This window comes from Moorena sp. SIO3E8 (assembly GCF_010692445.1).
Lineage (GTDB): Bacteria > Cyanobacteriota > Cyanobacteriia > Cyanobacteriales > Coleofasciculaceae > Moorena > Moorena bouillonii.
The window spans coordinates 17,152-42,790 of record NZ_JAAHHM010000060.1 but is presented as its reverse complement, the minus strand read 5'-3'; the positions used below and the strand labels follow the sequence as shown (position 1 = coordinate 42,790).

The window sequence follows — 25,639 nt, the reverse complement described above, 5'->3', positions numbered from 1 at the left end:
AACCAATGGCACCAACACGCCTGATAAAGTCAGCAGCAATATCAGGATCCATACGACCGTTTACCAAAACTGGAATAGCACCGAGGTTGTTTAGTGCTAAGTAATGGATAAAGTAACCGATTCCATCGTCTAAATAGATAGCAACAGGATCATTCTCACGAACACCAGATTTTCTGTACCAAGAGGCATAGTTATCAACAACATCTTTTAAGGAAGATAAACTAAAACTGTTGATGGTCTCCCCTGTGAATGTTTGAAAAGGTTTTTCTAAAAACAAAAAATCATTGTTTCGATAAGGGTTATTAGCAACAGAGTACTGGATAAAGTTACCACATCCTAATGGCTTGGCAAGGAATAACTTAAGTCTTTGGTACAAGGGCAAAATAGTTGGGTTAATGTTCATGAGGTTAAATCCAAAGTCGTGTCGAAATATAATTGATACTACCTAACAGATAATGTAATGGCAACAATGCCGATTTTTTTTTACAATTCAAATCAAATTTGCAAGTTCACTATCAGACAATATAATCTGACCATAATCGGGAATCCAAGCTAGCCAGGTATTTTCAGATTCCCGACCTAAAATAAGAGCTTCTTCACAATGAATCGAGTTAGGGATATCAGGGGCTTTAACCCAAATTTGATAGTCGGATTCTGCCTCAAGGTTACTTGAGTTAGTCTCAATCGATTTGTCTTTAAAACCTAAGGTCGATTCAGTCTGCGTATTTTGTTTGGACTTATAGTCTTTTGGCTGATAGTCATTTAAGCTAAGTAATTTACTCATTCTTAAATCCCCTCTTACTTGCTAATACATGTTGATTGTTTCCAAGGAAGTGATATCATGTCCGGTTGTGGGTGATAGTGTTATTTGTCGTTGTTTCTTTGGTAATCGATACTCCCGGACATGATATTATTTACTTTTCTAGACAAGACTCTTTAACTGGAAGCCCAACATGGCGTCCACTGGGCGCAGTATGACCAAGCAGCTTATCGCCAGGCTTCAATTCTGTGACATTCAGGACTTTACCACCAGGTCCAAGAACTCTTACATGCCAATCGTCTTGGACAATCACATTTACCGGAATTCCCGATTGAGACACTGCATCGATACTGAGTAGGGGACGAACTTCTATCTTCATCCTGCCTACAACTATTTCTCGTGCCTTGCCATCACAATTTACCCCTAATACTTTGTGTCCTGAACTCAGCTCACTAAGATAATTAGTTTGACTAACACTAGACACTAAATAAGAATGTATAGCACCAGCATTGACTCGGAAAGGACGAGTTGGCATGTAGGGCAGTGGATGGGTCTCGCTGCTAACTAAAATCATTCCTTGGGAATAAGAACCAATGAGTATACCTTCATCTTTGGCAAAGTTAGAACAAGTATCTACACAAGCCCGTTCTCCCATTCCAATATGGGAAATTTTTGTTACTTCAAGTTCTTCCAGTGAAACTTCCAAATTGTTGGCCTTACGACACAGTTGCCCAAGCTCCCTGGCATCGATAATCCCGTTAGGGGTTAGCATGACTCCATGTGACCCTTTTTCTAAGACCCCCAGGACAATTTCTGCTTCCTCAATATCTTTGACAACGGTAATTATTTGCCCATCCGTGTTGTCTGCTGAGGCTAAAACAATCTCCAGAGGAATTTTTGTGGGGTCTTTAAAATAGATGACAGCCCATTTTTCCTGTCTAGCGATATTACAAGCAGTTTGTAAGGTATCGTCGTCGATAACATGAATAAAAAATCCAATTTCTGCTTTAGATTTGTAGGTTTCTGGTTGAGTAGTTATTTCAGAATACCAGGAATGATCAAACAGTAAGATATCGGCCTTTTCGATACATCCTTCTGCTTCTTCTGGGCTGTCTACAAAAGCAATGCGAGAGACAGATTCATGACAATCCATGACTGGACTTGATGAATCAACCACCACTCCATTGATATCAGAATTTAGAGATCCACACAGTGCTTTATAGTCAACATCATTAAAGCTTCTGAGGTCTAACCAAGATAATTTCATTACGCTACCTCCTTGATGGCAAACTGATAGGGATTACTGATAACTTTGGCAATTTCTTGAGAAATGAATGAGGGATTACTGTGTTGAAATATATTTCTACCAACAGCAACGCCTTTACCGCCAGCCCTGATGGCATCTTTGATCATCGATAAGATCGAGCTATCTGCATTGCTCTTTGCTCCTCCGGCAACGATAACAGGGATGTCAACGGCATTAACAACTTGTCTGAAGGATTGAACATCGCCAGGGTAGTTGACCTTGACAATATCTGCTCCTAGCTCCCAGGCCAATCGGGTTGAGTGAGCGATCGCATCTGCATCGTACTCATTTTTAATCTTCTCTCCTCGTGCATAAACCATTGCTAGCAATGGCATACCCCATTGATGACAGGCTGCTGATATTTGGCTGAAATCTTTGAGCATACGATATTCATCGTTGGCCCCAAGATTAACGTGAATTGAAACTCCATCTGCACCAAGCTTAATGGCTTGTTCAACACTACTGACTAGATGTTTGGAAGATGGATCGGGAGATAGGTTAGTTGACCCAGAAAGATGCAAAATTAACGATATATCTTTCTGAATTAAACCTGGATGGATTGCCCGAGCTATCCCTTGATGAGCAACAATTGCACTAATGGTTTTCTCCGGTAACGATCTGATAAATTGATGAACTTTTGCCAGACCACTAACCGGACCCAGTGTAAATCCATGGTCAATTGGAACTATAAAATAGTTGTCTAATCCTTTGAGAATTCTTGCCAAACGATAATTTTTACCAAGAGACATAAGAGACTCCTTTTGACTCGATTACATGATGTGGTGTTTTCCAAAATCGTCAGCTGTCAGCCGTTGGCCGTTGGCCACGCTACGCGAACAGCTGTCAGCCGTTAGCTTAAAATAAACCTGTTTGGCCTATGGCCACGCTACGCGAATAGCTTTCCGTAACAGAGATTAAACGAATGCTTACCTCTTTTATTCAAAACAGTTTCCTCCTCAATAACCGTGCGTATAGCGCTAATCGCTGATAGCTGATAGCTGATAGCACCTCAAGTAGCGTGCGCGTAGCGCTTATGCTTACTGGAAAACTAACTTTTAGTGTTTCATGGCACTTAGCTCAATCTCGATATTTCTATCGTGCCTGACACTCACAAACCGAAAGTCTCAGTTTTTGCCTCAGTTTTTGTCTTAGTAACTGGAACTAAAGTGAGTTATCTGTTTTTTTTTAGAGTAATCTCAGGAATTTCTTAGATTTCCCTCAGGTTGAACTCAACAGGATAACTCATATAGCAAAGGGAACTTCGGATCAGGGAGTCGGGAGTCGGGAGTCGGGAGTCGGGAGTCGGGAGTCGGGAGTCGGGAGTCGGGAACTGTAGCTTAACAACCAGCTCTGCTAGCCTAGAAGTTAAACAGGTTTGTCTCAGTTTTTGTCTCAGTGGTTTCAGTTATGGTGTGTTTCTCAGATTTTTCTCATGTTTCCCTAAGACTCCATCTGCGTTAACCTGCCCTAACTAATTCCATAACTTTCCATAACATTTCCATATTGCGCGGCTTTTTGGTCACCCATAGATTAAAGATTTAGGTATAGTGATGGCTGGATTAGGGATGGTGCCATAGCGATCGACCCCATGGATTGGGGGTTAAGCAAAGCAAGAGAGTGGACTTATGATGAATTCCGTGCGAGCATCTGAATCAGGACTTAAATTAGTAGACCAAGCTAGACGTCAGAAAAGATGGAACAAAACAGCGGTAGCTTGGTATACCAGTGCATTTACCTCTAGGGCAACCTTAAACCGATTTTGGGGGAGACAGTCAATTCGTACTGACACCTTCATTGCCATTTGTGAAGCTGTAGGTCTTGATTGGGAAAAGGTAGTTGAGCCGGATGAGATTGAGATAGATCAGATGGAGCTAACAGCCCTATCGACAACTGCTCTGGCTGGAATTGGACATCTTGATTGGGGTGGAGCTCCAGAACCGAGGAGTTTCTACGGTCGGATGCAGGAACTGAATACTCTACAGGAATGGATTCTACAGGACAACTGCTGCCTGGTGGCACTTCTAGGGATGGGGGGAATTGGCAAAACCACCTTGGCTGTGAAGTTAGCCCATCTGCTACAGGATAAATTTGAGTTTGTGATTTGGCGCAGTCTACGCAATGCTCCGCCCCTAGAGGAAGTCCTGGCAGACATGATTCAATTTCTGTCTGTGCAGCAGGAAACGAATTTACCTTCCTCTGTGGATGGCAAAATTTTGCGATTGATTCAGTATTTACAGACGGCGCGTTGCCTGCTGGTTCTTGATAATACCGAATCGATCCTCGAAAGTGGTTCTCGCACTGGTGGCTATCGAGAGGGATACGCTGGATACGGTGAGCTACTCAGAACTATTGGGGAAACCTCCCACAACAGCTGCCTAGTGATGACCTCCCGGGAGGCACCTCAAGACTTGACCCTTCTGGAGGGGGAAGCCTTACCCGTTCGCTGCTTCCCACTCAAAGGTTTACCAGAAACCCACGGACAGGAAATCTTTAAGGAAAAGGGCAATTTTATTGGCGATGACACCGAATGGATGACCCTAATTGAGCGTTATGCGGGAAATCCTTTAGCCTTAAAGATGGTAGCCTGTGCAGTCAGAGACTTTTTTGATAGCAATATTGCTCAGTTTCTGGATTTTTTAAAGGAAGGCTCATTCATTTTTGATGATATTCGGGATTTACTAGATCGGCACTTTCAGCGCCTCACCCCTACAGAAAAGGAACTGATGTACTGGCTAGCTATCAATCGGGAACCCATTTCTCTTGAAGAACTGCAAGAAGACTTTGTCTGCTACCTATGCGCTACGGATATTTTAGAAGCTGTAGGGTCTCTACAACGGCGGTCATTGATTGAGAAAACCTCAACTGGGTTTACCCAACAACCTGTAGTCATGGAATACATGATTAATCGACTCATCGAGCAGATTCCTGAAGAGATTATTAGTCAAAATATCGCTATCTTCCGCACTCACTCCCTAATCAAAGCCAGCGCCCCTGACTATGTTCGGGATGCTCAAGTCTGTCTGATTCTAGAACCGATTATTGAGAAATTACTCTCCAGTTTTGGTTCTACAAAACAGCTGGAAAATCATCTCCTGGAAATCCTCTCAATGCTGCGCGCCCCGACTCCTGGGGTTAAAAAATCTACTCTCCAGATGGGATATGTCAGTGGTAATACTATTAATTTACTTACTCAATTACAGATTGATTTAAACGGTTATGACTTTTCTGGCCTGACAGTTTGGCAAGCCAACCTACAGGGACTGACATTACACAATGTCAATTTCGCTGGCTGTGACTTGGCTGGCTCAGTGTTTACTGAAACCCTAGGGAATATGTTATCGGCAGCATTTAGTCCAGATGGGAGGATGTTGGCAATCTGTGATACAGATTTTCAGATTCGCCTATGGCATGTGCAAACTGGTAAACTACTGGTAATCTGTGAGGGTCACACTAATTGGGTACGCTCTGTTGCGTTTAGTGGGGATGGTAAAACCTTAGCCAGTGGTAGTGCTGACCATACCGTAAAGTTATGGCAAGTCAGTGATGGCAGGTGCTTACAAACTTGTACTGGACATACTGATGAAGTGTTCTCAGTTGCTTTTAATCCTCAAGGTAATACCCTGATTAGTGGTAGTAGCGACCAAACTGTCAGACTCTGGGATGCTGACACGGCTGAATGCCTTAATACCTTTACTGGACATACCGGTTGTGTGAGATCAGTGGCTTTTAGTACTAATGGCAAAACCCTAGCCAGTGGCAGTGATGACCACACTGTCAAACTCTGGGATGCTAGCACTGGTAGTTGGGTTAGAACTTGTACTGGACATACCAGTGGAGTACGCTCAGTTGCTTTTAGCACTGATGGCAAAACCCTAGCCAGTGGCAGTAATGACCACACTGTCAGACTGTGGGATGCTAGGACTGGTAGCTGTGTTAGTACTCACACCGGACATAGTAGTGGAGTCTACTCAGTGGCTTTTAGCACTGACGGCAAAACCCTAGCTACTGGTAGTGGCGACCATACTGTAAGGCTATGGGATTACCACACTGGTATTTGCCTGAAAACCTTGCATGGACATACTAATCAGATCTTTTCTGTGGCGTTTAGCCCTCAAGGTAACACCCTAGTCTGTGTGAGTTTAGATCAAACTGTCAGACTTTGGGATTGGGGCACTGGTCAATGCTTGAAAACTTGGCAGGGAAGTACTGATTGGGTATTTCCAGTGGCTTTCAGTCCTGATGGGAAAACTTTGGCAAGTGGCAGTAACGACAATACAGTCAGACTATGGGATTATCATAGCGATCGCTGTATCAGTATTTTGGACGGACATACTGCTCACGTGTGTTCAGTTGCCTTTAGTAGTGACGGTCAAACTGTAGCTAGTAGCAGTAGAGACGAAACCATCAGGCTGTGGGATATCAAGACGGGAAAATGCTTAAAGATTTTGCACGGACATACTGATTGGATCTATTCCGTCACTTTCAGCAGTGATGGAAAAACCCTAGCCAGTGGCAGTGCTGACCAAACGGTGAGGCTTTGGGATCAGCGTACTGGTCACTGCGTCAGCACTTTGGAAGGACATACTAATCAGATCTGGTCAGTGGCTTTCAGTAGTGATGGTAAAACCTTGGCCAGTAGCAATACAGACCAAACGGTGAGGCTGTGGGATGTCAGCACAGGGGAATGCTTGAAAACGTTACAGGGACATGGTAATCGGGTCAAATCCGTCGCTTTCAGTCCTAAGGATACTATCCTGGCCAGTTGTAGTACAGACGAAACGGTACGCCTCTGGGATTTGAGTACGGGTCAATGCTCTAAACTATTACGCGGACACAACAATTGGGTCTTTTCCGTGGCATTCAGTCCCGATGGCAACACTATCGCTAGCGGCTCTCACGACCAAACTGTCAAGGTGTGGGATGTTTCCACAGGGGAATGCTGCCACACTTGCACCGGACATACCCATCTGGTCTCTTCTGTTGCCTTTAGTGGGGATGGTCAAATTATAGCTAGTGGCTCTCAAGACCAAACCGTGAGGCTTTGGGACACTAAGACGGGGAAGTGCCTGAAAATTCTCAGAGCTCCGAGACTCTACGAAGCCATGAATATCACTGGAGTGACAGGATTAACTGAGGCACAGAAAGCAACTCTGAAACAGTTGGGTGCGATCGCATAAGTAGGCAACCCCATTAACTAGCCGTGCGGGAAGTCCCACGCTATACCCGTAGGGTTAGCGTGTTTGTTGAAAGCACGGACAGGATAAGCGAAAAGTTTTTCGATGTCTTGACGTGTTACTGTATTATATATATGATAGTAACAAGGTCGATAAAAGAGTTGAGTGCGATGAAACATAAAGCCGTCAAAGTCAGAATCTATCCGACAAAAGAGCAAGTTCAAATATTAGCTCAGCATTTTGGATGTGCTCGCTGGTGGTGGAATTATGCGTTAAATCACTGCATAGAGACTTACAAAGAAACTGGCAAAGGACTAAAGCAATCTGCACTCAACTCTATGCTGCCAAAACTCAAAAAAGAGAAAGAGACTGAATGGCTAAAGGAGTGCTACTCCCAGGTACTGCAAGCCGTGAGTCTCAATATTAGCCGTGCATATCAGAACTTTTTTGTTCGCGAAGCGTGGCCATAGGCCAAGGTAGGGCGAAATATCCTAGATTTAAGTCATATCATCATCGCCAATCAATTCAGTACCCCCAGAAAGTCAAGCAAGTAGGTGACTGTCTTAAATTTCCCGGAAAATTAGGATTTGTTAAAGCAGTAATTCACCGTCCACTAGATGGAACAATCAAGACTGTAACGGTTAGCAAAGATCCTTCTGGTAAGTATTATGCCTCTGTTTTGATGGAGTACGATTCCAAGGAATTAAAGCCTTCTAAGGACGGAAGAGTTATTGGCATTGACTTGGGTATCAAGGATTTTGCGATCACCTACGATGGCGATAAGACTTCTAAATTCAGCAATCCCAAGCACTTAGCTAAATACGAAAAAAAGCTAGGTAAAAAACAACGCATTGCAGCCCGAAAAAAGAAGGGTAGTAATGGTCGCATAAAAGCACGTAAGATTGTAGCTAAGGTATATGAACGTATTGGAAATGTCCGTCAAGACTACCTGCACAAGCTATCTAGAAAGATTGTAGATCAAAACCAGGTAGTGGTAGTCGAAAACCTAAACGTCAAGGGCATGCTGTGCGCTACGCGCACGCTTCGCGAACGTAACCACAAATTAGCTAAAGCAATATTTGATCTGAGTTGGGGAACCTTTGTAAATTTCCTTTCTTATAAATGCGAAAAAGAAGGAAAAGTACTGGTCGAGATAGATCGGTGGTTCCCCAGTTCCAAAACCTGCTCTAATTGCCATTACCTAATCAAAGAGTTGCCGCTAGATGTAAGGTCTTGGATTTGTCCAAGCTGTGGCACTCATCACGATAGGGATGGTAATGCAGCTAAGAATATTAGAGCAGAAGGGATCAGAATGCTATCCTCCTCTGGGACGGGGGAGGTCAACGCCAGTGGAGAAGAAGTAAGACCAAAGCGAGGGCGTCCGTCTAAGCTAAGGCATTCTTCCGTGTTCGCGTAGCGTGGCCAAAGGCCAAGCTGGAAGCCTACACTGTACCCAACGGGTCAGTGTAGGTAGTTCACTTGTGCCTAGGTACTTACTTTGAAGTGCGGAATGTGAGGCTAAACCCAATCCTCCTGCTGAGAATTGGGATTGGTTTCAATATAGCGCTACGCGCAATGGCATTGGCAACAGGCAACAGGCAAAAGTTAACAGCGATAGCTTTTGCTGCTTATATTAATCTCAAACACCTGAATGCGTAGTGCTATAAGAGCGATCTAGAACATTGGTAAGTCGTGGAGGAATAAAGGTTATGGAGCTTTGGCATGGGGCAGACTTGTGCAAGCAAGACCATCTTTGTTCCCATCTAGACGGAAACGATCATCCCCAAAGTAGTTAAACACAGCCTGTGCCTCTTCCTGAGTCTTAAAATCCGAGCAGTTACAATCGGAATTCACACAATCGGGAAGCTCAAAAAGATTGGCTGTATCAGTTTCAGGGTTGCTTTGAACAGCAGGTTTCAGAGTAGCCATTAGTGTAGGAGGGCTATACTCAGTGCTTTCTTTAGACGCAAAAACGATATAGGCATCTGGGGCTTTATATTCTGCACGATTAATCAGAATAGTCACTATGTGATCAGTATCACCTTTGATGAAATCTAGTAACTCAGGTGAGTTAAAGCTAAAAGAATCTCCTGTCGCTATAGAAGCTGCAGGGAGTTTCCCTAAGTAAGTTGTTTGGTTTGAGAGAAATAAATTGGTAGAGCAAGTATCATTACCCGGCGCGTTATTCCAAGTGGTTTTGGTTTCAGACCAATTTTCCTCTACTCCATCATTCAAGCCATAAAACTCAATAGATCCTTTGGTGTTGGGAAGGTTTATCGTACTCAAATTCAGGCTCACATCATCAATACCATCATTCAGCTCACTGAGATCAAATCGGAGGTAAGTTTTGCGGATATAAGAGACGGTGTTATCAAGCTTGACGACTAATTTACCGTTTGTTCCATTGTTCTTACTAGAGTAGGAACCACCTCGGATAAAGGTGTCTGCTCCATTGCCCGCTGCTGTAGTAATTAGTTGAACATTGGCATTGATTGGTGCTACTTGGGGTTTGTCTACATTTTGTATGCTCTCGCTTTCAGCGTTAACCATGGCTTGGCTTGGAGCGGGGAAGAGCATCACGGCAGGAATTATCAAAACCGCGCTCAGCAGAAAAGCCCATAGACTTCTGAGAGATTTAGGTACCATGTGACGTTGTTGTAATTGGGTTAACAATAATGGTGCATCTATACTATATAGCAATAGGTGCATCTAAATATTTGTAAAAAAGATTGGAAGTGTGGGAAGTGTGGAACCCGGGCGCGGGAAGTGTGGGAATTTTATCCGGAATTTTGCCTAATTGCAAAAGCGCTGCATCGCTTTATCATAACACCAAAAAATCCTCGGATATCTTGACTACTATTCCCTGTTATCTTTGTCTATTAATCCTATAGTTATAGCAGTCAAAGGAAAGCTTAGTACATACTAGTCATAAAGTAAAGTATTGTTAATCAATTAATCAAATGCCAGTTCCTTACAGTTACGATTTAAGAAAAAAAGTGATTAGTGCTATCGACGATGGCATGGGAAAAACTCAAGCTATAGCAAGTCTTATACCCATGAGGTACAAATCTCTGGTTTTTAGGGAGCAGGGAGCAGGGAGCAGGGAGCAGGGAAGAATGAAGAGGGAAGAGGGAAGAGGGAAGAGGGAAGAGGGAAGAGGGAAGAGGGAAAAAATAATGTGTACCTCATAGCTATGAGAAACGCTATATTCGTTTATTGCAAAAAAGCATAAATACAATTAATATCTGGTTAAAAAAGATAAATTAAACATATTATAGCCCAAAATAGGGTTATCAAAAGGGATATAATCCGAAAATAGCTGATTTAGATAGATTTAGGTAATTTGTGCAATCTCATGGTAGATCAAATCAGAATAAAATGGCAGAAGCATGGTCATAAAAGATTAGTGATAAAACTATAGGTAAAGCCTTTAAAAAAATCGGTTATACCCGATAAAAAAAATTTACGGTTATCGAGAAATGGATGAATAAAAAAGGCAATAGTTTCTAGAACAAATTTATAAAAATAAGCCAGACAAGCTAGTTTACATAGCGGTGCGACAAGGCGGGACGTTTCCAACTCCTAGGTCCCCGCTCCGCGAACGCCTAGGGAACGCGCACTAAGAGAGGAGAAAAAATTTGAGAATTAGTTGAATCAGCCGGTTGTGAACTTCAGGTGCGCGTTCCCTCTGACGGGGTGACAAACAGCCTTAAAAGCTTTACGGGGTGACCGGGTGTGGGGTGATGGGTGTAGGGGAAGATCAGGAGCTGGCGGAGTGGCGACGGGACGGTTAAATCAGGTTTCGGAGCGATTGTTATCCAATGGCTCACTCCAAATTCGCTGTCTTGATGCAAAGCGCGAGTGGGGGAAACCACGGCAGTTGCTCATGGGGGGAACCCCCAAGACCGCACTGCCTCCCCAAGACCGCGCTGCATCGCTTCTATTTTCCCCACACCCCACACCCGGTCACCCCATACCCTGTCTAGTTTTTAGCCTTGTTGTCACCCCCTCAGGCGTTCCCTAGGCGCGCACCTTACTATTTGCCCCCTATTATCCTGATTCAAATCAAATAAAACATTATTACTTTTCGATTAATAATCGATTTAAAAAATCACAAATAAATATCTAATATTTTCGTATTTGGAGTTAATATTGCTGTTTATTTAACATCCTAATATATACTGAATATGCTATACTAAATAATAGTTTTATTACGTCGAAATCAGGGAATCATCCGGTGGTTTGGTTCTTGCAGTTTAGTTTTTACCAAAAAAGCTCTGCTATGATGATTTTCCAGATAAAATAGTGATAAAATAGTTTAATATCATGCACATTAAAGATGCTGATGAGCCCAGAGGGCAGCCTGGGTGCGATCGCGAACATCCAACTCACAGAAAATATTAGTTAGATGATTTTTAATCGTGCCTTCGGTCAGATTAAGGGCGGCTGCAATTTCTCGATTGCTTTTACCTTGTCCCAACAGCTTCAGGATCTCTAGTTCCCGCTGATTGAATTGAGCATGATAATCTGTTTTTTCCCGTTCAGGTTGGGTATTATTCAGTTGAGAAAACACCTTCGGAGCGATGGTAGGACCTAATTGGCTGTATCCCTGATACAGACTGCGAATGGCCCCTGCCACCTTAGGTGCTGGAGTGCTTTTAAGCAAATAGCCCAACGCCCCAGCCTGAAGAGACTGGAACACATAGTCATCATTGTCAAAGGTAGTTAAGACTAGAATCCGAATCCAGGGGTAGCGGGTATGGATTTCTCGGGTTGCTTGCACGCCATCGCAGATGGGCATCCGCACATCCATCAAGATAATGTCAGGCTGTAACCTCTGGGTGAGGGCAATGGCTTCTTCACCGTGATTGGCTTCACCCACCACCTCGAGATCATCCTCCAGGGACAACAGTGCCGCCAGTCCCTGACGAAAGATGGGTTGATCATCAGCCAATAGAAGTCGAATCATCGTGGTATCCTAATCTGAATAGAGGTGCCTTGTCCCGGTGTGCTATCTAATTGTATCGATCCACCTATCAGCTGAACTCTCTCCTGCATACCCCTGAGGCCAAAACCCTGGGTGGGTTTAGCAATATCAAAGCCAATACCGTCGTCCTTTAGTTCAAGGATAACCGCATCAGCAGAAGCATATCCCCGGAGGTGAATAACCTGGGCTTGACTGTGTTTGCGGATATTTTCCAATCCTTCCTTAACCACACAGTAAAGCTGATGATTGGTTTGTAACGGCAGCTGGGGCAAATCTATTTTGCTTTTAACCTTTATGGAGGGGTTGGATGTAAAAGATTCCAGCAGCTGTGGCAGCGCTGTATTCAGGTCAAAGGTCTCTTCTCGCATGGTGCTCACTGCCCGACGCACTTCTTGTAAGGATTGGCTGGCCAGCAGTTTGGCCGTCTCTAACGCTGGTTGAAGCTTATTAGAGTTTCGTTCGTAGAGTCGTTGTGCTAATTCTAGCTGCACATCAAGGGAGGTCAAAGTATGCCCCAATGAATCATGAATATCGCGAGCAATGCGGGTGCGTTCTAAATCTGCGGCTAGCAATTCAACTTCCTGAGTCAAGGCGATTGCTCGCTGACGACTCCTGTACTCAGCCACCAAGGTTAAACAGAGCAGAATAATCGGTACGCTCAGGGAAATATAGTTCACAAGGTTATTGAGAACAATACCCGCAAGAAATACTTGGGGAGCCTCTTGAAAGGTTTGTAGGTTTTTTTCTAAGCGAGCTTGCTGCTCTGCAATCGGTTTTGAGAGATCAGTTAGTAAATCATTCGTTAACTGCCACGCAAAACCTACATGCCAGGCAATACCGGCTAAAACAACCGTGATGATCACGTCCCGACGACGCAACAGAAAACAGCTTTTGGCGAAGTATAGAAAGAGAAGGAGATCCAGACCTACATGACTAAAGATACGTGTCAGCAACAGACAGGCAATTTCGGCAAAGATATAGGCTCGTCGCTGCCACATGGGGCGACGGATTGGAAAGAAGAAGCTCAGAATGGCCAAAACTCCCAATACGAAGAAGTTTATTAGGTAGTCACCGCCCTTGGCCTCATAGGACAATGATTTATTCAGGATGAAAAACAGCAGTATCAGGGTCACCATCACCAAACATGCCCATTCCACATAACGCAGGATTTTGGGAATTGAAGGATTAATGGTGGAAACCTGAGGAGTTGTCCGAGCTGACATCAGCTTACCTAATGCTTATGACTGCTTCTACAGCTTATGAAACTTATGGATAAATTTCCATGACAAACGTCATGTATCCATATGACCTTTCGCTATAGTCAGTTTGAAATGGCCTGTTTAATATTGAATTATAAGCAACTATTCAGGCATTGCTGAATCTTTGAATGAATAGGAGTAGAGTGGGCATCCTGCCCGCCCGAAAATATATTGAAACTGGCAAGATGCCAGTTCTACCAAGATGCCAGTTCTACACAAGATGCCAGTTCCACGCCTGATGCCTATTCCACCTTACTCTTAAAATCATTCCATTATTAAGCAACGCCACTATTCAGAGGATACGGTTTGTCATGAAACAATTTCAATTTGGTGCAGGTTTGATGATTTCTATTAGTTTGATGGGTTGCCTTGGCAATCCACCGCTGCCGCTAACGGCAAAAACTGCTAGCGCTGCTAAAAGTCATACCGCTGTAGCACCGTTACTTCAGCGGGAACTATTCTTTGGCGATCCAGAGATTACGGGTGCCCAGCTTTCCCCCGACGGTAAGTTTCTGGCCTTTCAAAAACCTCTAGACGGCGTGATCAATGTGTGGGTTAAGGGCATCGATGAACCGATGGAAGCTGCTCGTCCAGTCACGGCTGATGCTGAAAGCCCGATCATGATTTACTTTTGGAGCGCCGATGGTCGTTACATTCTCTACGGCCAGGATAAAGGGGGCAATGAGAATTTTCACATTTATGCGGTTGAAGCTAAATCTTTAGGTGAGACTAGCCCGGTAACCCGCGATTTAACCCCTGTAGAGGGGATTACGGCCATGATCTATAGCGTTCCTAAACGGACTCCGAACCACATCATTATCGGTCTTAACGAACGCAATCCCCAGTTTCATGATGTCTATCGTTTGGATTTGACAACAGGCGAGCGGACGCTGCTGATTCAAAATGACGAGAATATTGCCCTCTGGACAACCGATTTAGACGGTAATGTGCGCATCGGCTATCGCCAAACCCTGGAAGGGGGGCATGAGATTCTGGCGGTGCAACAAGATGGATTAACACCTGTTTACACCTGTCGAATTGAAGAAACCTGTGTCCCCATTCGCTTTCATAAAGATGGCCAACGGGTGTATCTGATCAGCAATCGGGATGGGAATTTAATGCAGTTAAAGCTGCTTAATCTCGAAAGCCAGCAGAGTCAGGTCGTGGAAGTTGATCCTGAAAACCAGGTGGATTTTGGCCGTGCAGTGTTTTCAGAAGCGACTGATGAGTTGATTGCTACCTCCTATGTTGGCGATCGCATCCGCATCTATCCTCAAAACGACAAGATAGCGGCTGATCTAGCCTTTCTGAAACAACAGCTGCCCGACGTTGATATTGTGTTGCAATCCCTTACTATCGATGATCGCTTTGCGTTGATTAGAACCCGGAGCGATGTGAATCCTGGGTCTACTTATCTATTTGATCGTAGTACTCAAACCCTGGAAAAACTCTACGATGATCGGCCAGAGCTGCCCAGGGAACATTTGGCCACCATGCAGCCGATCCGCTATACAGCCCGTGATGGTCTAGAGATTCCAGCCTATCTGACCCTGCCCCAGGGGGTAAACCCAGTCAAGCTACCGGTGATTGTCATGCCCCACGGTGGACCTTGGGGACGAGATATGTGGGGGTACAGGCCGTTTACCCAGTTTCTCGCTAATCGCGGTTACGCCGTTCTCCAACCCAACTTTAGAGGGTCTACTGGCTATGGTAAAGCCTTTCTCAATGCCGGTAACAACGAATGGGGCACGGGTGCGATGCAGCATGACCTGACGGATGGCGTGCAGTATCTGATTGATGCAGGGATTGCCGATCCCGAGCGTGTGGGAATTTTTGGTGGCTCCTATGGAGGCTATGCCACCCTAGCTGGTTTGGCATTTACACCAGATATCTATGCCGTTGGCGTATCCAATGTGGGGCCATCGAACCTGATTACCTTGCTCAAGTCAATTCCCCCCTATTGGGAATCGATGAAGGCTACCTTTGCTCTGCGGCTGGGAGATCCAGATGATCCGAGCGATCGCACCCGTCTAGAAGCCCAGTCACCCCTGTTTTCCGCCGACCAAATTCAGGCCCCGCTGATGGTGGTTCAGGGAGCCAACGATCCCCGAGTTAAGCAAGCGGAGTCAGACCAAATTGTGGCCGCATTACGAGACAATGGCCGACCGGTGGAATATCTGATTGCCCCCGATGAAGGCCATGGTTTCCGTAAGGAGATCAACTCGCTGGCCATGACCGCTGGATTAGAGAAGTTTTTAGCTGAACATTTAGGCGGACGTTACCAGGCTGAGATGTCTTCAGACGTACAGGCTCAACTAGAAAAATTAACCGTTGATATTGACACTGTCACAGTTAATGAATCCGGTGAGCCTGAGATTGTTGAGCTTGACCCAGCAATTTACAACCGCTATGTGGGAACCTACCAGTTACTCCCTAATATGGAGATCGCTATTCGAGTCGAGGAACAACAACTACTCGCCCAAGCCACAGGGCAGGAAGCGTTTAGCCTTTATCCTGTTTCAGAAACTAAATTCTTGGCTCAGGTTGCAGATATCACCATTCAATTCAATTTGTCAGCAGATGAAACGGTTGACGGACTAACACTTTATCAAGCGGGTCAGGAATTGATTGCATCCAAGGTGAATTAATTTAATAGATTGAGATTGGGGGCACACTCCTGTGTGTCCCCTGCAGGATTTAAACAATACTAACGAGGAGCCTCTAGTTATGGAAACAGAAACGACTCAACGTACTGCAAGACAAGTATTAACTCAGACGGCAGCAGGTGCGGCTGCCGGATTACTGGCGGGCATCGCTATCATGTCTATCTATCGATGGCTTTGGCATGTAGAGATATCTTTGAATACAATAATGCTTTTAAGCATAGGCTTCTCCATTTACTGTGGAGTTTTATCTGCTTGGCTAGGGAAAAGATTCTGGAATTTACTCGGTACTTTTCTCAGCCATATCAGCTGATAGTTGGTTTGGGGCAAGGCCCCCTTAGAGCTGATTCGTAAAGTAAATCTTAAGAAGTCTGAAAGCCTTGCTATGATTGTCTTTTCGGTATTAAATAGTTCAATTGTTCTATTTTAGCGCAAGCCTTATCATACAAGGTTTAGTGCGAGTTTACGAATCAGCTCTAAGGAAGTATGTTTACAACTCAAATCAAAATGCTATATGACTAACCCATTTCCAGGGATGAATCCCTACCTTGAACAACCGGAATATTGGTCGGATTTCCACAACCAATTGGTGGCGGCTTTGGCTAGAGCATTAATTCCCAAACTGCTACCTAAATATCGGGTAGTCACGGATAAATGGGTTTATAAGATTGCTGGCTCAACCAAGATTGCTATTGGTAGACCCGATGTTACGGTTCAACAAAGCCGAGATGCTTCAGCCGCAATGGCTACAGCAGTTGCGGTATCTGAACCGTCAGTTCAACCGATTAAGGTAGCTGTTCCTTTACGAGAAGAAGTCCGACAATCCTACATCGAGGTTAAAGATGTAGCCACTAAGGAAGTGGTGACAGCGATTGAAGTTATCTCCCCTGCCAATAAACGAGGAGAAGGTCGTCAGAAATACGAAGCCAAACGGCAGCAGATATTCGAGAGTATGACTCATTTGGTCGAAATTGACCTGTTGCGAGATGGGGAACCCCTGCCTGTTTCTAACACCAGTAATCCGAGTCATTATCGGATTTTAGTCAGTCGTTCTAATACCCGTCCCACTGCTGACTTGTACCTTTTTAATTTAAGCGATCGCATTCCCTCTTTTCAGCTTCCCCTTCTTCCTGGGGATACGGAACCAGTGGTAGAATTACAGACATTGGTGGATCAGCTTTATGACCAGTTAGGCTACGAGTCTTTTATTGACTATAGCAGCAATCCACCATTGCCTTGGTCGGAGGATGATGTGGCATCTTGGGCAGGAGATCGTCGATAAAATTTTTGAATCAGGACAAGAATGAACAGCAAGATAAATGTTCGCAGATTGCCCAACCTTTGTTTTCCCTGCTCAATTATCCATTAAGCGATTGGCCGTAGGCCACGCCAAAGGCGATGAAGCTAAGCTTCCGCTAAAAGCGAACGCGACTTAGATAAACTCCCCATAATCCCAGTAAAATTAACCGACGTGAGTTCTTTATCTTCTGCTCTCTCGTTATATCTCAATTCCAAGGATTAACGGTTATGTCAAGTAAACTATATCCCCTACTCAAGCTAATAGTTCCACCATCTTTGGACCTCAACGTCAGTCACCAACAGTTTGAACAATTAGCCAATGCTAACCGAGACCTGAGATTAGAAAGAACTGCCGAGGGAAAATTGATTGTGAATCCACCAACAGGATGGGAAACCGGTAAAAGAAATCTAAGTATTACCAGGCAGTTGGGAAATTGGTATGAGGAAAATCCAGAAAAAGGAGAAGCATTTGACTCATCTACCGGATTTGAACTTCCCAATGGCTCCAATCGTTCTCCTGATAGCTCTTGGGTGTCACGTCACCGTTGGGATGCACTCACCGAGGAACAAAAACAAACCTTTCCTAAAATCTGTCCTAATTTCGTAATTGAGTTGCGATCAAAGTCTGACAGTCTGAAGGAGCTACGGGCAAAAATGCAAGAATACATTGACAATGATTTGCGCTTGGGGTGGCTAATTGACCCTCAGAATCAACGGGTTGAAATCTATCGCTCAGGACAAAAAACTGAGATTATAGATAATCCCAACGAGTTATCTGGAGAAGCAGTGCTTCCCGGTTTCAAACTTAAATTGCAAGGTATTCTAACCTGATTTGTTGGGAGCATGTCACTTATAGCTTTTCTAGGAATGAGGTACGCTTATCAACCTCAAAGTCCCCCTTATCAAGGGGGATTTAGGGGGATCCTTTTGTACCTCATGGCATAGAGAATTGCTATATAAAGAGCATTTATACTAAAGCTATGGCGTTGCTGATTTTAGCTATAGCATTTTCAGAAATGCTATAGTTCAGTATGTAATCCATTTTTTCCGGATTAGCACAAAAATAGATTAATAACAAGCCTCGCTGTGCGAACGAGGTTTTTTTGAAGCTGACCGCTGACCGCTGACTGCTGACCGCTGACCGCTGACCGCTGAAGAATTCTTGATAAATTCTTGATTTTCCGGGATTAGCCTTTGTAGCAGGTTAACTTAGTAAAGAAGCAGTTAGGAGAGTTTACGATTATGGAATCCCATGATTTTTTGATGTTAGTTCTGTTACTAAGTCCTGGTATGTTGCTTTCAGCAGTGATCATGCTCACCTTTGCTGCTGGTGGCTAAGCTCGACAAAGTCTAATCAACTACTCTTTAGCGGGAAAATTAGTCAAGCCGTGGGAGATACAGTTAATTGCCTTGGCTTGGGAGAAATATCTGAGTATTTCTATCAAGAGTATTTCTATCAAGCAAGAATCCCACGGCACCATGAAGCTCTAGCGCTGGACGTGTTAAATTTCCCGGATCACGGTCTGACCATCCTTAACTTCTCCAACTAGAACCAGATCGGTAACCCCAACAAATAAACCATTTTCCAGAACACCAGGAATATTATTGATAGTTTTTTCTAGCTCAGCTGGGTTATCAATGGCGTCAAATTTAACATCAACGACCATATTCCCCTGATCCGTAATCACTGGTCCAGCTTTTTTGACCCCCATGCGGAGTTCCGGTTTACCCCCTAGCTTTTCAATGGCATTCATAACTGGTGTGATTGCCATCGGGATAACTTCTACAGGTAATAGGAAGGTAGACCCCAAGTGTTCAACTATTTTAGTGCTATCGACTACTACGATAAATTGTTTGGCCAGGGAATCTACAATTTTCTCACGGGTGTGGGCAGCGCCACCCCCCTTAATCAAATTTTTCTGGGGATCGACTTCGTCAGCACCATCAATCGCTACATCAATGTGATCCACTGCATCAAGGGTAGTCAAGGGAATGCCGTACTGTTTCGCCAAGACTTCTGCCTGGAAAGAGGTGGGGATGCCTACAATATCCTTAATCTCTCCAGAGTTTAAGCGATCGCCTAAAAACTGAATTGCATAGGCAGTTGTTGAACCAGTGCCTAGCCCCACAATCATTCCCGACTGCACCCGCTTGGCAGCTGCTTTGCCAACTTCCTGTTTCATTAACTTAATGGGGTCAATTTCTGCACTCATAACAACGTTAGTGATTAGTGGTTAGTGGTTAGTGGTTAAAACGTAAGTTTTAGTTCACAACTGACAATTGTAAATCCATCAGGTAACAGAGGATGCAAAATTACCTGAGCTTGCCAGACTTTTAATCGGCAAGGGTTAAGCTAATAGGTAGTTGGTAGTGGACACACAACATTAACAGCTATCTATCAAGCTCAATAGTTTGCTGTTTCGTTGGCTTGAATTTGTTTGGTATTGGTAAGCTATCGGGATCTGGTTGTAACCTCCCTTTTAAATGACCATAAACCTATCGGGATTTGCCAGTGTACATGAACCAAAAAAAAGAAAAGACTCTCTGTCTGGCAGAATGAGTCAGATATCGATATTAAAGTAGTACTATCAGCAGACTGGTATAACCCAGGCGCTTGGTGATTAGATCTTTTATTAAAAAATTGCGTCGAAAGCCTGAAGCTTTACAGAGCAATAAGCCCACGCCTCCCTGACGGGTATGGCGTAGGGCTAATCTCACTCAAAATTAAGAGTTAGTAGTTTGAGCCGATAACATTTCTTTCAGCTTTGCCAATTCATTAGCCCAACGGGGATCGGGTTGAATTCCAGCGGGGTCAGATGTAGTCTGTTGATGCTTACGCTTATTAGACTTATTCTTGTTGTTGTTACGGCGAGGGGGAGGATTGTTGCTGGTAGATGAGGTTGATGCTTGATTGGGTTTTTCTTTCTCCTTAGATGGTTCTTTCTCTACATTCTTGGATCGTGGCAGGGCTTTTTCAATTTTCAAGGCAGTATCCTTGAACATAAGACCATTGAACTTTTCAATGAATTGATCAGCCTCCTCATCCGTTGCCACCGTGACGAAGCCGAAGCCCCGACATTTACCAGTTTTACGATCTTTAATCACTTTTGTGGTAAAGTTGTCACCGGCTTCAGCAAAAATAGCTTGCAGCTCATCACGGTTTACTTCTTCTTTAGGTAAGTTACCTATGTACAGACGAATGGACATTTAGAGATACCTCCGGGCTATAACAAAAAAAGGAAAAAATTGTTGACACCAGTCACTAGGGTGGATAAGGATAAATTTGAGGGACGAACACTTGCCACGTCTAGACAATCTTCTGACGTACCTTACCAACCTCAACTGAACAGACGGATGTAGTAAAATCAAAACTCCTATATACCACATGATCGGAGCTACTACGACCCACACGTTGACCTCTGGTTTACCATTAGCTCCGATTCTAGTTAACAGTTTTTTACTTACTCTAATCTAATTATTACAGAATGTTTACACCATATCATGGAGATAATCAAACATTCAGTCGGTTAGTGATTATAACATTGTATATTCCCAGATGAAAGTCTTAAGCTCTAAAAAATAGGTTGTGATGCCTTCCGATAAATTTCGTCACCAGTTACGTCAAGAAGCACAACAATGGCAAACAGAAGGGTTGATTGATGCTGGCCTATACGCTCAATTAGCGGAACGCTATCAATTTAGTGACCTGGAAGTAGCGGCCCGTAATCGATTCGTCGTAATTTTGCTGGTACTAGGCAGTCTTCTCTTAGGCTTGGGCATGATCACCTTTGTGGCAGCCAACTGGCAAGCCTGGTCTCGGTGGTTGAAAGTGACCTTGCTTCTGAGTGTCTTCTTCGGGATCAACATTGCTGGCTTCTATCTATGGCGAGACCCAACCCAAGGTAGGCATTGCCGTTTGGGACAGGGTTTATTAGTTTTAGGAGCCCTGACTTTAGGAGCCAATATAGCACTGATGTCCCAAATGTTCCACCAAAGTGGACCACTCTATCAGTTATACCTGATTTGGGGATTAGGAGTCTTAGCCATGGCTTATAGCCTACGCTTGACCCTATTAGGAATGCTGGCAATGGTCTTGATTGGGTTAGGGTATGTGCGAGGAATCTCCCAGCCAGAATTTTTGGCAATCACAGAGTTGTCTTGGCTAAGGCTAATCATACAACATATGCCAGTGTTTGCGGGTTTACTGTTTATTCCCTTGGCTTACTGGTGTCGTTCACGATGGATGTTTCGCTTAAGTGCGATCGCAGTAGTTGCTGCCCTGGAATGGAACTTGATCAACTTCGAGCTATGGCCTTATCCCGGTTGGATTGCTGCGATCGCATGCGCTCTACCACCAGCCTTGTTATGGTCATACGGGGGTTTCCTGGGAAGAATTCAGCCCAACCTCCAGGAATTTAATAGCACAGCCCGCACCCTTGGGATCACCTTCCTCAGCCTATCATTTTATTTTTTGTCTTTCCACGTGTTATGGGATAGTTCACCATCAGTCAAACCGCTAGTTGAGGTAACCTCAATACTCCTGGAACCTGCGGTGATTGATAGTCTCATTTTAGGTAGCTTAACGATCTGGGCATGGAGCAGACTGTTGCGTCGAGTGGACTCAATCACTAAGGGTGTGGCTATTATGATTGTGATCAGCGCCCTAGTTCCCTATTGGCATCTCAGTATTGGTATTCTACCCATCATAGCGGTATTCATCTTCAATCTGCTTTTATTCCTAATCGACATCGGTTTAATCCGCGCCGGACTAGCAGAGGGGAAACGAGGTTTATTTTGGGGTGGCATGGTGCTACTGACGCTGCAAATTTTGACCCGGATGCTGGAGTACGATACTGCTTTGTTAGTCAAATCCATAGTCTTATTCCTCTGTGGGCTAGGTATTATTGGTGCTGGACTATGGTTTGAGCGCTATCTGAAGTCTGAATTATGAATTATGAATAAGCATTCAGCCGTCAGCATTCAGCTATCAGCTATCAGCTATCAGCTATCAGCTATCAGCTATCAGCTATCAGTCTATGGCCACGCTATGAGACTTTTGAATAAAATAAGCACCTCAAGTAGCGTGAGCCAAAAGCTCACGGTTGACGGCTGACTGCTGACCGCTGATGGCTGACCGCTGAATGCTTACACGCGAACAGCTTTTGAATGAAAGAGGTAACCATTCGTTTAATCTAACTTCCCTGGCCTTTCGGCCAAGAATTCATAGTCTTTGGCTTTGAGTCTGTTGACCTCGTCAGCCGGATAGCTTGTTTTAAGCTGACCGCTAAGGGCTGATAGCTGAATGCTTACAATTATGAATTATAAATTATGACCTATGAGCATTAATTCTGAGTATTCCCGTCCTATACCAAGCTGGCGATTCTGGGTACCTCTTTTATTTCAAACCGCACTAATTATTACTGTTCCCACCCAGGCAATTTACACTACACTGACTGGGAAAACTGTCATCCTTCAGACAGCGCCAGTAGACCCTTATGAACTTTTGCGAGGCTATTCCCAAACTCTAAGATACGACATTTCTAATCAGGACAACTTACGCAATCTTCCTGGCTGGAAAAAATTGCCCAAGGAACAACCTAATGGCAACAAGGTAACCTTTATCAAGCCTGGTACCCGTTTTTACGTAATTTTAGAAGCACCAGACTCATCCAACTCAACTAAACTACCAAGAGCCTGGAAACCAGTAGGCTTAAGTGCCAAATTCCCTTCCCGACTACCAGCTAATCAGATTCCCATCAAAGGTGTTGCTAACTATGGTTCGATTGAGTACGGATTGGAAACTTACTATATGCCAGAAGACCAACGGGAACAAATTAATGAAGAATTAAATAGTGCTAGGCAAGAGAACTCTAACCTACCGATATCACCACCACCAATTGTGATGGAAATTAAGGTGGATGCTCAAGGGAATGCTTTACCAATCGGAATCTGGGCACTGGTAAGTAAGGATTCTCAACAGCAGATTCGCAAGTATCGGTTTTAAGAGGGAATCGGGAATCGGGAATCGGGAATCGGGAATCGGGAATCGGGAATCGGGAATCGGGAATCGGGCAAATAGTGTAATTCAGATTTAACCCTACCCTACACCGAATCGCCAAAGGCGAACAACATTTTTGAATTAAGAATGTAGAATGTAGAATTGGGAATTCTACATTCTACATTCTGCATTCTACATTCTGCATTATGACAGACAACCTTGGCCTTTTGGCTGCGCTATGGAACCCTTAATCAACTCGCCAGTTAAACGGCAAAATAGAATAAATCCCCTTCGGGTCATTCAAGGTTGTTAAAATTGCCAAATCATCTTTTAGCTTCAGCAATTCTGTAGTGAGTGGCTCAGGTAATTGTCGGCTTGTGACCCTCACATCATTAGTCAGCGTTTCCAGAATCCTTTCCTCGAAACTAGGAATTTTTGGATACTCTTCTACTTTCCAATCATCCTTTAACTTAGCTTGCTTAGCGGCATACTCAATAGCATGATTAATACCCCCAATCTCATCAACTAAACCTATCTCCTTGGCGTCTATACCTGACCAAACCCGTCCCTGAGCAATGTCTTTAACCTTGCCCTTAGGCAATTTACGTGACTCTGCTACTTTGTCAATGAACTGGTCATAAATCTGATTAACCATGGTTTGGTAGATTGCCAACTCTTGGTCTGTTTTGGGACGGACAGTACTTTGAATATCGGCTAAAGAAGCTGTTTGTACAATGTCCCACGTCAGACCATTGTTGTTAGCTAATTCTTGGATATTAAAAAGTACACCAAAGACACCAATAGAACCAGTGATAGTATTTGGCTCAGCAAAAATTCGGTCGCTATAGGTAGAAATCCAGTAGCCACCAGAAGCTGCCACATTGCCCATAGACACAATCACTGGCTTTTCTTGACGGATAAGTCGCACTTCCCGTTGAATAATCTCAGAGGCTGTAGCACTGCCACCAGGACTATTAACCCTGAGCACTACTGCTTTAATATCTTTATCCAGCCGTAGCTCGCGCAGCTGTTTAGCAAAGCGTTCACCGCCCACTTGCTCAAGATTTCCCTGACCGTCAACAATGCTACCCTCAGCATAAACTACGGCAATTTTATGCTTAGACTTGCGATTTTTAGAGTAAGGACTTTTCGCTCTAGCGTAAGTAGCCAGCTTAATTTTCCGGAACGATTTATCCTTTTCCTTTTCTCCAGTAAGCTCCTTGAGAGTAGCAATCACCTCATCGAAGTATCCAACTTGATCCACCAAACCTTGAGTTTTGGCCTCTGATGCGATCAACATCCCTTTAGTATTAGCGATCGCTTGCAAGGTCTTGGGAGTAATCTCACGACTTTTCCCCACTGCTGTCAAAAATTCATCCCAAATATCATCTAACAATTCTCGAGTCTGTTCCCGACTTTCAGGACTGAGCTGTTTGAGCAAGAACGGTTCAACTGCGGACTTGTACTTGCCAACTCGAACTACCTGAACACCAATACCATACTTCTGGAGAGCTCCGGTCAGAAAAAGTTGGGCAGAGTTCAAGCCATTGATTTCCACAACTCCCATCGGGTTAAGAATTATCGTATCCGCAACTGAGCTAAGATAGTATTCCCGTTCTCCCAAATCTACGTCATAGGCAATAATTTTTTTCCCAGCAGCTCGGAAACGCTCCAGAGCCTCCCTTACCTCCTTGAGATTTGCTAACCCAGTGTTGCCAACAGTTTTAGATGCGGATCCATCCAGGTAGAGGGCAACAATGCGTTTATCCTTAGTTGCCTTATCCAGAGTATCGAGCACCTTGCGCAAAGGGATGATATTGGTTTGTTGACCCGATAACACCTCTTCAATCACTTCACTAGTGCTTGAGGTAGGATTGGTATCGGTGATATTGACCGATAAATCAAACACCAGCACTGATTTATCTTGAACCTGTGGCCCTGTATCTTTGGATGCTACTGCAATCAGTAGAAACAGGAATCCACTAGTAGCTAAACTAAAAAATAGAATTAAACCGGCAAGACTTCCTACTAGGCTGGCAAAGGTTTGTTGGAGAAATTGACGCATTTGGTAAAGGATGAAGGATGAAGGATGAAGGATTAAGGATTAAGGATTAAGCATAAAGAATGAATGATTAAGCATAAAGGATTAAGGATTAAGGATTAAGGATTAAGGATTAAGCATCAAGGATTAAG

Annotated in this window: 20 protein-coding genes and 1 pseudogene; 10 read left to right on the top strand and 11 right to left on the bottom strand. The window is 44.1% G+C overall.

Features of this window, described 5'->3' with window-relative positions; all coding sequences use genetic code 11:
* The 4 genes from F6K46_RS22810 to F6K46_RS22795 form a co-directional block, all read right to left on the bottom strand.
* Nucleotides 1-403 (bottom strand): AMP-binding protein (locus F6K46_RS22810; RefSeq protein ID WP_293117363.1); only part of this gene is annotated, 403 nt, incomplete at its 3' end.
* An 87-nt stretch (nt 404-490) separates the two neighbouring features.
* Complete coding sequence (locus F6K46_RS22805) at nt 491-784, bottom strand: hypothetical protein (protein ID WP_293059359.1); 294 nt, start codon at nt 782-784, stop codon at nt 491-493.
* Between the two features lie 130 nt (nt 785-914).
* Nucleotides 915-2,027 carry a 3-dehydroquinate synthase II family protein gene (locus F6K46_RS22800; RefSeq protein ID WP_293059362.1) on the bottom strand — a complete coding sequence of 371 codons (1,113 nt, stop codon included), beginning with the start codon at nt 2,025-2,027 and terminating at the stop codon, nt 915-917.
* Nucleotides 2,027-2,815 (bottom strand): 2-amino-3,7-dideoxy-D-threo-hept-6-ulosonate synthase, encoded by a 789-nt coding sequence (locus F6K46_RS22795; protein WP_293059365.1) that lies wholly within the window; start codon nt 2,813-2,815, stop codon nt 2,027-2,029. The genes F6K46_RS22800 and F6K46_RS22795 overlap by 1 nt, the downstream gene beginning before the upstream one ends.
* Before the next feature lie 876 nt (nt 2,816-3,691).
* On the opposite strand from F6K46_RS22795, the gene F6K46_RS22790 reads away from it, so the two are divergent.
* Nucleotides 3,692-7,243: an NB-ARC domain-containing protein gene (locus tag F6K46_RS22790; protein ID WP_293059368.1), complete on the top strand. Its 3,552-nt coding sequence runs from the start codon at nt 3,692-3,694 to the stop codon at nt 7,241-7,243.
* A gap of 167 nt (nt 7,244-7,410) precedes the next feature.
* A pseudogene (locus F6K46_RS22785) lies at nt 7,411-8,657 on the top strand (RNA-guided endonuclease TnpB family protein).
* 290 nt (nt 8,658-8,947) lie between these two features.
* On the opposite strand, the gene F6K46_RS22780 reads toward F6K46_RS22785, so the two are convergent.
* The gene (locus F6K46_RS22780; protein WP_293059371.1) at nt 8,948-9,886 is read right to left on the bottom strand and encodes a DNRLRE domain-containing protein; all 939 of its coding nucleotides are present in this window, start codon (nt 9,884-9,886) and stop codon (nt 8,948-8,950) included.
* Between the two features lie 1,215 nt (nt 9,887-11,101).
* On the opposite strand from F6K46_RS22780, the gene F6K46_RS22775 reads away from it, so the two are divergent.
* Nucleotides 11,102-11,233, top strand: coding sequence for a hypothetical protein (locus tag F6K46_RS22775; RefSeq protein ID WP_293059374.1), 132 nt, complete (start codon nt 11,102-11,104; stop codon nt 11,231-11,233).
* Between the two features lie 340 nt (nt 11,234-11,573).
* Here F6K46_RS22775 and F6K46_RS22770 read toward each other — a convergent pair whose 3' ends face one another.
* Nucleotides 11,574-12,209 carry a response regulator transcription factor gene (locus F6K46_RS22770; RefSeq protein ID WP_293059376.1) on the bottom strand — a complete coding sequence of 212 codons (636 nt, stop codon included), beginning with the start codon at nt 12,207-12,209 and terminating at the stop codon, nt 11,574-11,576.
* Nucleotides 12,206-13,450 (bottom strand): sensor histidine kinase, encoded by a 1,245-nt coding sequence (locus F6K46_RS22765; RefSeq protein WP_293059379.1) that lies wholly within the window; start codon nt 13,448-13,450, stop codon nt 12,206-12,208. The genes F6K46_RS22770 and F6K46_RS22765 overlap by 4 nt, the downstream gene beginning before the upstream one ends.
* 347 nt (nt 13,451-13,797) lie before the next feature.
* Here F6K46_RS22765 and F6K46_RS22760 point away from each other — a divergent pair, with 347 nt between their 5' ends.
* The 4 genes from F6K46_RS22760 to F6K46_RS22745 all read left to right on the top strand — a co-directional run bounded on the left by F6K46_RS22760 (nt 13,798) and on the right by F6K46_RS22745 (nt 18,279).
* Nucleotides 13,798-16,134 carry an alpha/beta fold hydrolase gene (locus F6K46_RS22760; RefSeq protein ID WP_293059382.1) on the top strand — a complete coding sequence of 779 codons (2,337 nt, stop codon included), beginning with the start codon at nt 13,798-13,800 and terminating at the stop codon, nt 16,132-16,134.
* A gap of 79 nt (nt 16,135-16,213) precedes the next feature.
* Nucleotides 16,214-16,462 (top strand): hypothetical protein, encoded by a 249-nt coding sequence (locus tag F6K46_RS22755; RefSeq protein ID WP_293117361.1) that lies wholly within the window; start codon nt 16,214-16,216, stop codon nt 16,460-16,462.
* 201 nt (nt 16,463-16,663) lie between these two features.
* Nucleotides 16,664-17,431, top strand: a complete 768-nt coding sequence (locus tag F6K46_RS22750) for a DUF4058 family protein (RefSeq protein WP_293059388.1) — start codon at nt 16,664-16,666, stop codon at nt 17,429-17,431.
* 245 nt (nt 17,432-17,676) lie between these two features.
* Complete coding sequence (locus F6K46_RS22745) at nt 17,677-18,279, top strand: Uma2 family endonuclease (RefSeq protein ID WP_293059391.1); 603 nt, start codon at nt 17,677-17,679, stop codon at nt 18,277-18,279.
* 671 nt (nt 18,280-18,950) lie between these two features.
* Here F6K46_RS22745 and rpiA read toward each other — a convergent pair.
* Together rpiA and F6K46_RS22735 are read right to left on the bottom strand one after the other, a co-directional pair.
* Nucleotides 18,951-19,661 carry a ribose-5-phosphate isomerase RpiA gene (gene rpiA, locus F6K46_RS22740; protein ID WP_293059394.1) on the bottom strand — a complete coding sequence of 237 codons (711 nt, stop codon included), beginning with the start codon at nt 19,659-19,661 and terminating at the stop codon, nt 18,951-18,953.
* 511 nt (nt 19,662-20,172) lie between these two features.
* Nucleotides 20,173-20,655, bottom strand: a complete 483-nt coding sequence (locus F6K46_RS22735; protein WP_075905132.1) for an RNA-binding protein — start codon at nt 20,653-20,655, stop codon at nt 20,173-20,175.
* Between the two features lie 382 nt (nt 20,656-21,037).
* Here F6K46_RS22735 and F6K46_RS22730 point away from each other — a divergent pair, with 382 nt between their 5' ends.
* The 3 genes from F6K46_RS22730 to F6K46_RS22720 all read left to right on the top strand — a co-directional run bounded on the left by F6K46_RS22730 (nt 21,038) and on the right by F6K46_RS22720 (nt 23,452).
* The gene (locus F6K46_RS22730) at nt 21,038-22,399 is read left to right on the top strand and encodes a DUF2157 domain-containing protein (protein WP_293059398.1); all 1,362 of its coding nucleotides are present in this window, start codon (nt 21,038-21,040) and stop codon (nt 22,397-22,399) included.
* A 3-nt stretch (nt 22,400-22,402) separates the two neighbouring features.
* Entirely contained in the window at nt 22,403-22,561 is a 159-nt protein-coding gene (locus F6K46_RS22725; RefSeq protein WP_293059401.1) for a hypothetical protein, read from the top strand.
* A 222-nt stretch (nt 22,562-22,783) separates the two neighbouring features.
* Complete coding sequence (locus tag F6K46_RS22720) at nt 22,784-23,452, top strand: GDYXXLXY domain-containing protein (protein ID WP_293059404.1); 669 nt, start codon at nt 22,784-22,786, stop codon at nt 23,450-23,452.
* Here F6K46_RS22720 and F6K46_RS22715 read toward each other — a convergent pair.
* Both F6K46_RS22715 and sppA read right to left on the bottom strand, forming a co-directional pair.
* Nucleotides 23,358-23,567 (bottom strand): hypothetical protein, encoded by a 210-nt coding sequence (locus F6K46_RS22715; RefSeq protein WP_293059407.1) that lies wholly within the window; start codon nt 23,565-23,567, stop codon nt 23,358-23,360. The two genes, F6K46_RS22720 and F6K46_RS22715, sit on opposite strands and share 95 nt — an antisense overlap.
* A 126-nt stretch (nt 23,568-23,693) precedes the next feature.
* Nucleotides 23,694-25,511 carry a signal peptide peptidase SppA gene (gene sppA / locus F6K46_RS22710; protein WP_293059410.1) on the bottom strand — a complete coding sequence of 606 codons (1,818 nt, stop codon included), beginning with the start codon at nt 25,509-25,511 and terminating at the stop codon, nt 23,694-23,696.
* Nucleotides 25,512-25,639 lie beyond the last annotated feature (128 nt).

What these genes read in the sequence shown, in the direction of transcription:
- F6K46_RS22805 (WP_293059359.1), bottom strand. Translation starts at nt 784, where the DNA reads ATGAGTAAATTACTTAGCTTAAATGACTATCAGCCAAAAGACTATAAG.
- F6K46_RS22800 (WP_293059362.1), bottom strand. Translation starts at nt 2,027, where the DNA reads ATGAAATTATCTTGGTTAGACCTCAGAAGCTTTAATGATGTTGACTAT.
- F6K46_RS22795 (WP_293059365.1), bottom strand. Translation starts at nt 2,815, where the DNA reads ATGTCTCTTGGTAAAAATTATCGTTTGGCAAGAATTCTCAAAGGATTA.
- F6K46_RS22790 (WP_293059368.1), top strand. Translation starts at nt 3,692, where the DNA reads ATGATGAATTCCGTGCGAGCATCTGAATCAGGACTTAAATTAGTAGAC.
- F6K46_RS22780 (WP_293059371.1), bottom strand. Translation starts at nt 9,886, where the DNA reads ATGGTACCTAAATCTCTCAGAAGTCTATGGGCTTTTCTGCTGAGCGCG.
- F6K46_RS22770 (WP_293059376.1), bottom strand. Translation starts at nt 12,209, where the DNA reads ATGATTCGACTTCTATTGGCTGATGATCAACCCATCTTTCGTCAGGGA.
- F6K46_RS22765 (WP_293059379.1), bottom strand. Translation starts at nt 13,450, where the DNA reads ATGTCAGCTCGGACAACTCCTCAGGTTTCCACCATTAATCCTTCAATT.
- F6K46_RS22760 (WP_293059382.1), top strand. Translation starts at nt 13,798, where the DNA reads ATGAAACAATTTCAATTTGGTGCAGGTTTGATGATTTCTATTAGTTTG.
- F6K46_RS22755 (WP_293117361.1), top strand. Translation starts at nt 16,214, where the DNA reads ATGGAAACAGAAACGACTCAACGTACTGCAAGACAAGTATTAACTCAG.
- F6K46_RS22750 (WP_293059388.1), top strand. Translation starts at nt 16,664, where the DNA reads ATGACTAACCCATTTCCAGGGATGAATCCCTACCTTGAACAACCGGAA.
- F6K46_RS22745 (WP_293059391.1), top strand. Translation starts at nt 17,677, where the DNA reads ATGTCAAGTAAACTATATCCCCTACTCAAGCTAATAGTTCCACCATCT.
- rpiA (WP_293059394.1), bottom strand. Translation starts at nt 19,661, where the DNA reads ATGAGTGCAGAAATTGACCCCATTAAGTTAATGAAACAGGAAGTTGGC.
- F6K46_RS22735 (WP_075905132.1), bottom strand. Translation starts at nt 20,655, where the DNA reads ATGTCCATTCGTCTGTACATAGGTAACTTACCTAAAGAAGAAGTAAAC.
- F6K46_RS22730 (WP_293059398.1), top strand. Translation starts at nt 21,038, where the DNA reads ATGCCTTCCGATAAATTTCGTCACCAGTTACGTCAAGAAGCACAACAA.
- F6K46_RS22725 (WP_293059401.1), top strand. Translation starts at nt 22,403, where the DNA reads ATGAATAAGCATTCAGCCGTCAGCATTCAGCTATCAGCTATCAGCTAT.
- F6K46_RS22720 (WP_293059404.1), top strand. Translation starts at nt 22,784, where the DNA reads ATGAGCATTAATTCTGAGTATTCCCGTCCTATACCAAGCTGGCGATTC.
- sppA (WP_293059410.1), bottom strand. Translation starts at nt 25,511, where the DNA reads ATGCGTCAATTTCTCCAACAAACCTTTGCCAGCCTAGTAGGAAGTCTT.